Here is a 9565-nt window from a genome sequence, read left to right as displayed (position 1 = left end):
CTCCGCGCCGGACCAGATCGGTCCCGCCGCAGCGGTCCGCGGCTCTAGAGCCGGCGAACCGTCCTGTCAACCCGCCCCACCGGCACCGCAGTGCCCGGACCGGCCGACACTCCAAGACATCAAAGACAGAGAACGCCCGATCCAGTCGCCCGGATCAGCTCCGCTTCCCCAACAGCCTCGAAGACCACCGGAACCCCGCCCCAGCAACAAGCCGGAGAGCGCCGCCCCGTCGATGAGCAGGCGTATACGCACCACGATCCGGACCGTCAATCGGAAAAAATACGAAAACCTCCAAGGGAGCCGCCACGGGCTGCGAGAATGCATCCGACGGCCATTCCGGATGGCGGGTGCCCCCCCGGCGACAGTCGTCGCCCGTTCAGAGAGAGGTAGAGAAGACAAGCACGGAGATAGACCCCGTTCCCGCGCTTCAGGCTTCGTTTCTCGTCGGGCCCGCGAATCCCACCTCACCAAGGCAGGCATCGCGAGCAGATCGATGCCGCGGACCCGTTGGGCAGCCCCATGAGACCAGCACAAGATCAGGGAGAAAAGCCCAATACCGACTCACAAACCGGAAATGAATCCGCTGTGACACGCGAGAAGATTGTTGATAGACTTTCAGAAAATCCGCAGATGAAAGCTTGACGACAAAGATTGCTCTTCACCGCCCGATCAAGGCAAGTCTTCTACAGAGAGGACGATCCGATGGCATATCCTCATGCCGCATCGACGCTGCTGACGGCGCCCCACCCCAACCTGCGCAGAATCGACCTACAGGATCTTCGCGCCGCGCTGAAACAAGGAATGGACGATTTCGGTGCGATGCCGACCCATGTCCTGTTCCTCATCGCCATCTATCCGGTCGCGGGCGTTCTCATCGCGGCAGCGACGTTCGAGGGTCGGCTGATCCCGATCCTGTTTCCCCTGGCCTCTGGCTTCGCCCTTATCGGCCCCTTCGCGGCGATCACTCTCTACGAGCTAAGCCGGCGACGCGAATTGGGCCTCGACACATCCTGGGTCAAAGCCTTCACCCCCCTGACGAACCGATCGGCCAAGGCCATCGGGATGGTTGGCGCCGTCTTGCTGATCCTCTTCGTCGCCTGGATCATCTCCGCCATGGGGCTGTACTGGGCGCTGTTCGGGGAGACGCGCTTCGCCTCGATGTTCGCCCTTGCCCAAGAGGTGGTGACCACGCCCCGTGGCTGGGCGCTGATCGTCGCCGGAAATCTGGTCGGCGCTGCCTTTTCCCTGCTGGCGCTCGCCATCAGCGCCGTCACCTTCCCGCTGATCATCGATCGCGGTGCCGATGCGGCCACAGCCATGGAGACCTCCCTGGCACTCGTGCGGGAGAACCCGCGCACGATGCTCGTCTGGGGCCTGACCATCGTCGGCCTGCTGGTCGTGGGGATGCTGCCGCTCTTCATCGGCCTCGCCCTCGTGCTACCGATCCTAGGCCACGCCACTTGGCATCTCTACCGGCGCGCCGTCCTGCCCTGATCGCAGCCTGCCTTCGCGGAGGCGCGCCACCACCCCAGAGCCCGGCCGGACATCGGCAAGCGGGGGACAGGACGGCGGCCGCCCTCCTCCAGGAGAAGCGATCTCAGAAGCGAGGCGGACGCGGCCTTCGGCCGGACTCTCTCATGGACGGGTGGCAAGGGGCCTGATACGACGCTTGGCGTCGGCCCCGTAGCTCAGCTGGATAGAGCAGCCGCCTTCTAAGCGGCAGGTCGTAGGTTCGAGCCCTACCGGGGTCGCCAGCTCAACCCATTGGGTCCCCATCCCACGCTGCCGGCCGCCGGGAGCCCGCCTCGGCACCCTGCGGGGCCAACGCGGACCGGATCGATCGGGTCTCGTCAGGCCCGGGTCAGCTTCGACACCACCGCCAGAAGCTGCTCCGGCTTGAACGGCTTGGTGATCCAGCCGGTCGCGCCCGCCTGCTTGGCCCGTTGCTTGATGCCCTCGTCCGATTCGGTGCTCAGGAACAGGATCGGCACACCGGTGCAGGAGGGCAGGCCCCTCAGCTTCGCGATCATCTCCAGCCCGTTCATCACCGGCATGTTGAGGTCGGTGATGACGAGATTGAGCGCGCTGCTGCCGGCCTTGGCGAGGCCCTCGGCGCCGTCGCCGGCCTCGATCACCGTGTGACCGGCCGGACCGAGGACGACCTTGATCATCTGGCGGATGCTGGGGGAGTCATCGACGGCGAGGATGGTGGCCATGGCGGATACGGGTCCTTCGGGAAGAGTTCGGGAAGAGCAAAGAGATCTCGGGCCGAGCCGGAACTCAGCCGGTGGGAGAGGGCGACACCGCCGGATCGCTCCAGCCGACAGGCGGGCTTTCGAGCGGGTCGGCTCGGCGAGAGGCGGGCGGCCCTCGGAATAGGACACAGCGAACCCCATTACCGGGCGACGCCGTCCGGGAGGACGCGTCAGCGAGGGGCGAAGAGCGCTGCGGCGATGCCCGCGCGGTGGAACGCCGCCTCGACCGGAGCGGGCAGGTTGGCGAGGCCGAGGCGCTTGCCGCGCCGTTCGGCCGTCGCGGACGCCGCCAGGACGATCTGAACGAAAGCGATGTCGGCCCGCTCGATCCGCGCACAATCGAGGGTGACGGCCTCCGCCCCGGCGAAGGCCGCGATCAGATCGGCCTGCAGCGGCTTGACGGCCTGGATGCTGCAATCGGAGCCAAGCGGGAGGGTAACCGGATCGGACATGGACGTCTGTTCTTGCGGCCCGGACCCGGAAGGGGTGCGGCACGGACACGATGTCGGCCCGCCCTTAAAATGTCGGTAAATCAACGCCTCGAATGCGTCGGACAGCGCGATCTCCCTCGGCTTTCGCCCGCCCTCGAAGCCGCCCCATGCCGGAGCCTTGCCCATCGATCCGCAGGGCCGGGCAGCGGCGGCCCTTCCGAGTGACGGGGATCGTCCGCGCGCCCCGGTGCATAACTCTTCCTTCAACCCGAAAGACTAGCACTGGCCCCGATGACCCGTCGTTCGGTCCGGTCAGGGTGTTGCCGCACCCGGATCGCGGCCGACCGATCCTTGCGGGTTGCCGGATCTGGGGTTCGGCGGATTCCATCACCACGCGGGCTGAAGCGTATCGGTTTCGATCTCCGCCCATCGGAACCGGCGCCACGGAAGACTTGAGGAAGCCGGACAATGTCCTTTCAGGCGGGCCATGACGCTGCGCGACCCGGCCCCGAACACTGGGGGCGGCCCGGCGGCCCCCTGCCCTCCGGCACCCGGCCCGACGCGGCCGAGCTGCTCCAGGCCTGGCTCGGCCTCTCCGCGCAGCAGCGTGCGGCCCTCGATGCCCTGATCGGGGAAGTCGGGATCGTCTCGGCGGATGTCGAGGTCAGCGTCCACGGCCTGTCAGACCGGTTTCAGCGGATCGCCGCCACGACCCGTGACCAGTCCGAGATCGTCGGCGGCTTGGTCTCCTCGATCCAGGCGGTGCAGATCGACGGCCGGACCCTTCATCTCGCCGATGTCGCGGCGGGGCTTGGCGAGACGCTGCGCGCCCTGATCGACAAGATCAACGCCATGTCGTCGTCCGGCGGCACGATGGTGCGCACCCTCGACGGCGTCCTGACCACCCTGACCTCCGTCGAGGGCAGCGTTGCCGAGGTCGAGAAGATCAACCGCCAGACGAACCTGCTGGCGCTGAACGCCAAGATCGAGGCTGCCCGCGCCGGCGATGCCGGCCGCGCCTTCGCGGTGGTGGCCGACGAGGTGCGGGCGCTCGCCGCCTCGATCAACACGCTCTCGGGGGTGATCCGGGGACAGATCGCCTCGATCGCCACCGGCCTGCGCGCGAGCCACGCCCTCGTGCACGACATCGCCGCCATCGACATGTCGGAGGAAAGCCGGAACGCCGAGGCCCGGGTCGGCATGGCGATGCAGGCCCTGGTCGAGCAGAGTTCTCGCTTCGCCGGGGTGCTGCAGCAGACCGCCGAGACCACACAGGCGGTCACCGACGATGTCTCGGCAGCAATCGTCGCGATGCAATTCCAGGATCTCGCCAAGCAGCGCCTGCAGAATCTGGAGATCGTGCTGCGCGCCGCGGGGACGCAGCTGCATCAGCTCGAAGAGCGCACGACCGCCGAGACCGGTCCCGCCGACGCGGATTCCCGCGATGCCGCCTGGGTCGAGGCGATGATCGCCCGCTGCACCCTGGGCGAAGTGCGCGATCGCCTGAGCCTCGCCCTGACGGGACGGGGCCCGGCCAAGCCGCCGGAGCAGGATCGGGACGACCCGCTGGCCGGGATCGACCTGTTCTGAGCACCTGTTCGAGTCCGCTCGCCGGCAAGTCCCACGCTCCTCATGCCGAGGCGCCGAGCGAAAGCGCAAGCCTCGAAGCACACCGGTACGGCCGATCCCGTGTCTCCGGTCTACCGGTGGAGCGGCGCGGCATGCTTCGCGGCTGCCGGCGCAGCTCCTCAGCATGAGGATCGTCATGGATGCCAGGATCGATCGGTCGATCGGGCTCTGAGTGACGATTCCGGCCCCCCTCGACGGGTGGAGGCGGGCTCGGTCTCGGCACCTTCCGACGACCGGACGAACCAACGGGCTGGGGCGGCGGCTCCCTCGATTGGAACTGCGTCACCGCATCGGTCCGCTTTGGCGGACCGCAAGAGAGACCGGAGCGCCCGCAGGGGCTTTGGCGGAAGCCATCGGATCCGGAACGACACGCAAGCGGCATGGCCGCCCCCGATCCTGTGATCCCGTGAACCCAGGAGCACTTACTCACGGCATCCCACAAAGACAGTATAAAATCATCCTTTCACGGCCGATCCACTCCACGCCGCCTTCACCTTAATCATAAATCGGCGCGTTAATTCAAAATTAGGCGCAGACTAACTAATGTTGCCCGTCAGCCGGACGCTGTTGTTCTGTCATCGGTTGCCGGGCCTGCGGCCGATCTTGCGGTCGATCCGGCATCGCCGGGGGCGCACCGCCCTTACCGGACGACGCGTTCCGCATGTTCCGATCCGGTATCGCCCATGACTGCTCTCGATCCCACGGATGTCTTCCGCGCCGAAGCCGCTGAACTTCTGGCATGCCTGGAGACGACCCTGCTCGACCTCGGCGACAGGCCCGAGGACAGGGGATTGATCGACACCGCCTTCCGGGCGCTCCACACCATCAAGGGGTCGGGCGCGATGTTCGGCTTCGAGCAGGTCGCTGCCTTCACCCACGATTTCGAGACCGCCTTCGACCGCGTCCGGCGCGGTGAGGTGCGGGTGAGCGTCGATCTCGTCAATGTCTCGCTCTCGGCCAAGGACCATATCCGGACACTGATCGAGGATCCGGATGCCACGGCGCCCGTGATCGGCGAGGCGATCCTGGCCGAGCTGGGGCGGCTGGTGGGCGGCGGCGCCGGAACCGCTGCGGCTCCCCTCCCCGGCGAGGCAGCGCAGGCTCCGGAGGTGCCGGCGGGCTGGCGGATCGGCTTCAGCTTCGATCCCGATATCCTGCGCAACGGCACCAACCCCCTCGCCCTCCTCGACGAGTTGCGCGACCTCGGCGCCTGCACCGTGGTGCCGCGCCTCGACGCCCTGCCGGATCTCGAAGCCCTCGACCCGGAAGCCCTGGCGATCGGATGGGACGTGACCCTCCTCGGCGCCGTGAGCCGCGAGGCCATCGAAGACGTGTTCCTGTTCGTCCGGGACGAGATGAGCCTGAGCCTGGCCCCGCTTGCGGCGGCGCCGGAAGCGCCCAGCCCGGAGCCGGCCCCCGTCTCCGAACCTTCCCCACCTCCGGTCCCGGCCCTCGCCGCGTCCCCGGCGGCGCCGGCCGCGGCACGTGCAACGCCGCGCCGCACGGAGGAACGGGCGGCCACCACGGTCCGCGTCGAGGCCCAGCGCCTCGACGCGCTGATGGACCGGGTCGGCGAACTCGTGATCGCCCAGGCCCGCCTCAGCCAGCTCGCCGGCCTGCAGGAGGATCCCGCCATCAAGGCGATCTCCGAGGAGATCGAGCGCCTGTCGGCCCGGCTGCGCGACACCACCATCGGCATCCGCATGGTGCCGATCGGCTCGCTGTTCGGCCGCTTCCGGCGCCTCGTCCACGATCTCTCGCGCGATCTCGGCAAGCCCGTCGACTTCGTTACCGAGGGCGAGGAGACAGAGCTCGACAAGACCATGATCGAGCGCCTCGCTGACCCGCTGGTCCACCTGATCCGCAACGCGATCGACCACGGCATCGAGGATCCCGCGCGCCGCGGGGCGGCGGCCAAGGCCGCGACCGGACGCATCGCGCTGACCGCCGAGCATGTCGGCGCGCAGGTTTTGGTGAGCGTGAGCGACGACGGCGCCGGGCTCGATGCCGCGCGGATCCGCGCCAAGGCGGAGGAGAAGGGCCTCGTCCAGCCAGGCGCCGTGCTCACCGACCAGCAGATCTACCAGTTCCTGTTCGCGCCGGGCTTCTCGACAGCCCGGGAGATCTCGGCCCTGTCGGGCCGGGGCGTCGGCATGGATGTGGTCAAGAAGACCATCGAGTCCCTGCGCGGCACGATCGACGTCAGCACCGATCCGGGGGCCGGCACCACGGTCGTCCTGCGCCTGCCGCTGACCCTGGCGATCATCGAGGGGCTGCTGATCCGGGTCGGCGACGGGCGCTACGTCGTGCCGCTCTCGGCGGTGGAGGAATGCGTCGAGCTGCCCGAGAGCGAGCGCAGCGAGCGCGGCCGGGATTTCCTCGACATCCGGGGCGACCTCGTGCCGTTCCTGCGGCTGCGCCAGCTCTTCGGCGCCACGGACGCGCCCGATCCGCATCAGAAGGTGATCGTCGTCTCGGTCGGCGAGGCCCGGGTCGGGCTCGTCGCCGACCAGATCATCGGCAACCACCAGACGGTGATCAAGTCGCTGTCGAAGCTGCAGGCCGATGTCACGACCTTCTCCGGCGCGACGATCCTGGGCGACGGCACCGCCGCCCTCATCATCGATGTCGGCCAGCTCGTGACGGGTGGCCGCGCGGATCCGGTCCGCGAGTTCCAAGAGGTGGCCTGATGTCCGACGCATCCGCAACCGTCCGGGGGGACGGTACCCTGCAGGTCGTGATGCTGCGCATCGGCTCCGAGACTTTCGCCCTCGATGCCGGCATGGTGCGCGAGATCATCGACCCGATCCCGGCGACCCGCGTCGCGGGCGCGCGCTCCCATCTCGACCGCATCGTCAACGTGCGCGGCAACGTGGTGCCGCTCGCCGATATCCGCGAGCGCTTCGGCATGAAGCCGGCCGCGACCACGCCGGACACCCGCTTCGTGGTGATCGAGGTCGAGATCGACGGCGATCCCGTCGTAGTCGCCCTGGTCGCCGACAAGGTCTTCGAGGTCAGGGAGATCGATTTCGGAAACCAGCAGCCCGTACCGAAGGTCGGAGCCCCCTGGAAACCAGAATATATCAAAGGAATCGTCAAATGCGACGATGAATTCGTCATTATGCCCGATATCAAGAAAACATTAATATAGCAAAAGAGGGGCAAGAAAGATGCGCTTCACAATCAAGGCGAAACTTGCCATAGGCTTCGGAACCGTCCTGTTCTTGAGCGCGGCTGCCGGTGGCGTGGGCTACATGAAGCTCAAGTCGGCCGAGGAGGCCATGAAGTTCGTCGTCGGCCGCGCCACGATGCAGGCTCACGTGCTCGATGCGAAGGCGCAGGCGATCCGCGGTGTCTCGAATACCCGCGCGGCGGTGATCAGCTCCGACGATGCCCAGATGGCGGATTTCGTCAAACGCACCGCCGACAATCAGGCTGCGGCCCTGGAGGCCCTGGGCAAGGCCAAGACCTACATCAACATCGAGGAGGGCCTGCGCCTCTTCAACACCCTCTCCGACAAATACGAGAAGCAGCGCGCGCTGGCCGGGAAGATCCTGGAATTGACGCGCCTCAACTCGACCGCCAGGACTTGGTCCGAAATCAATACCAATGGCCACCCAGCAATGGCCGCGTTACGATCGGAACTCGAGACCCTCGCCAAGTCTCAGCCGGAGGTGGGAGCCTCCGAGGATTTGTCCAAGCTCGCCTCGGCCTTTCAAATCCGCTTGGAACGGAGCTGGGGACAGCTGCAGGCGGCGACCGGGGCGACGACAGTCGAAGGGCTCGACCAGCGTGTGAGGGCGGCCCAGCAGACACGCGAGGAGATCTCGCGTGCAATGGATGATCTGCTCCGCGTCAACGCAGCGAATACCGCGTCCTCCGCCGGGCTGCGCCAGAAATTCGAGATCTGGGCCTCTTCCTTCGACAAAGCTCTGAGCCTCGTGGGAACCGGCGCGGCGATCCGGGCGGTCGAACTCGCCTCGAGCGAGTATGCGACACAGAGCACGGCGGCCATCAACGCCTTCGATGCCCTGATCGAACTCCAGAGCCGCCGCATGGCCGATGCCGTGGCGCGGGCCGGGATGGAAGCCAGCGAGGGCCAGATGATCATGATCGCGGCGGTTGCCGCCGCCCTTCTTCTTGGCCTCGCTCTCGCCACCTGGCTCGCCCTCTCGATCTCCCGCGGGCTCGGTCGCGCCGTAGCGTTGGCCGATGCTGTGGCGCTGGGTGACCTGAGCCAGAACGTGGATACCGGCTCCCGCGACGAGATCGGCGACCTCATCGCCGCGATGAACGGGATGACGGCCAACCTCAACGCGACGGCCGGTCTCGCCAACGCGATCGCTGCCGGCGACCTCACGGTCGAGGCCAAGCCGCTCTCCGACAAGGACACGATGGGGCTCGCCCTGCAGACGATGCTGGCGAAGCTGCGGGCCGTGGTGGCCGAGGCGAGCGCCGCCGCCGGCAACGTCTCGGCGGGCTCGCAGGAATTGTCGGCTTCAGCCGAGCAGCTGTCGCAGGGCTCGACCGAGCAGGCCGCCTCCACCGAGGAAGCCTCCGCCTCCATGGAGGAAATGGCCGCCAACGTGAAGCAGAACGCCGACAATGCCGGCCAGACCGAGGCCATCGCCCGCCAATCCGCCCTCGATGCCGAGGCCAGCGGCGCCGCCGTCGGCCGCGCCGTCGAGGCGATGCAGACCATCGCCCAGAAGATCACCATCGTGCAGGAGATCGCCCGCCAGACCGACCTGCTCGCCCTCAACGCCGCCGTCGAGGCGGCCCGTGCCGGCGAACACGGACGGGGCTTTGCCGTGGTGGCCTCCGAGGTGCGCAAGCTCGCCGAGCGCTCTCAGGCCGCCGCCGCCGAGATCGGCACGCTCTCGACCGACACGGTCAAGGCGGCCCAGGCCGCCGGCGACATGCTCGGCCGGCTGGTGCCCGACATCAAGAAGACCGCCGCCCTGGTCGAGGAGATCTCCGCCGCCTGCCGCGAGCAGGACATCGGCTCGGGCCAGATCAACCAGGCGATCCAGCAGCTCGACAAGGTGACCCAGCAGAACGCCAGCGCCTCCGAGCAGGTCTCGGCGACGTCGGAGGAGCTGGCGACCCAGGCCGAGCGGCTCCAGGCGACGATCGCCTATTTCCGGATCGACGAGGCGGATGCGGCTCCCGCCGGGGTGGATCAGGCGGTGACGCGGCTGCGGGCGACGGCGGCGCGGATGGCGGCGCCGGTCCCGGCCTCGGTGCGCA

General features: G+C 67.8%; 7 protein-coding genes and 1 tRNA gene. 6 read left to right on the top strand and 2 right to left on the bottom strand.

Annotation, left to right across the window (positions count from 1 at the left end; all coding sequences use genetic code 11):
- The first annotated feature begins 702 nt into the window (after nt 1-702).
- A complete protein-coding gene (locus MZTS_RS20475; protein ID WP_192285224.1) occupies nt 703-1494 on the top strand; it encodes a DUF2189 domain-containing protein in 792 nt (263 codons plus the stop codon).
- A 183-nt stretch (nt 1495-1677) separates the two neighbouring features.
- A tRNA-Arg gene (locus tag MZTS_RS20470) sits at nt 1678-1754 on the top strand.
- A 96-nt stretch (nt 1755-1850) separates the two neighbouring features.
- On the opposite strand, the gene MZTS_RS20465 is transcribed toward MZTS_RS20470, so the two are convergent.
- Together MZTS_RS20465 and MZTS_RS20460 are read right to left on the bottom strand one after the other, a co-directional pair.
- On the bottom strand, nt 1851-2216 hold the full coding sequence (locus MZTS_RS20465; RefSeq protein ID WP_009867576.1) for a response regulator: 366 nt from the start codon (nt 2214-2216) through the stop codon (nt 1851-1853).
- Nucleotides 2217-2425: 209 nt separating this feature from the next.
- Nucleotides 2426-2707 (bottom strand): STAS domain-containing protein, encoded by a 282-nt coding sequence (locus tag MZTS_RS20460; RefSeq protein ID WP_009867575.1) that lies wholly within the window; start codon nt 2705-2707, stop codon nt 2426-2428.
- A gap of 447 nt (nt 2708-3154) precedes the next feature.
- Between MZTS_RS20460 and MZTS_RS25510 the strand changes: the two genes are divergently transcribed.
- The 4 genes from MZTS_RS25510 to MZTS_RS20440 all read left to right on the top strand — a co-directional run.
- Nucleotides 3155-4276 carry a methyl-accepting chemotaxis protein gene (locus tag MZTS_RS25510; protein WP_192285223.1) on the top strand — a complete coding sequence of 374 codons (1122 nt, stop codon included), beginning with the start codon at nt 3155-3157 and terminating at the stop codon, nt 4274-4276.
- A 722-nt stretch (nt 4277-4998) separates the two neighbouring features.
- The gene (locus tag MZTS_RS20450) at nt 4999-7005 is read left to right on the top strand and encodes a chemotaxis protein CheA (RefSeq protein WP_192285222.1); all 2007 of its coding nucleotides are present in this window, start codon (nt 4999-5001) and stop codon (nt 7003-7005) included.
- Complete coding sequence (locus tag MZTS_RS20445; RefSeq protein ID WP_192285221.1) at nt 7005-7466, top strand: chemotaxis protein CheW; 462 nt, start codon at nt 7005-7007, stop codon at nt 7464-7466. The genes MZTS_RS20450 and MZTS_RS20445 overlap by 1 nt, the downstream gene beginning before the upstream one ends.
- Nucleotides 7467-7485: 19 nt before the next feature.
- On the top strand, nt 7486-9565 hold a 2080-nt coding region (locus MZTS_RS20440), incomplete at its 3' end, for a HAMP domain-containing methyl-accepting chemotaxis protein (protein WP_192285220.1).

It is taken from the genome of Methylorubrum zatmanii (genome assembly GCF_014845115.1).
In the GTDB taxonomy this organism is placed as follows: domain Bacteria; phylum Pseudomonadota; class Alphaproteobacteria; order Rhizobiales; family Beijerinckiaceae; genus Methylobacterium; species Methylobacterium zatmanii.
The sequence above is the reverse complement of the archived record's forward strand: the minus strand, read 5'-3'. Positions and strand labels throughout refer to the sequence as shown.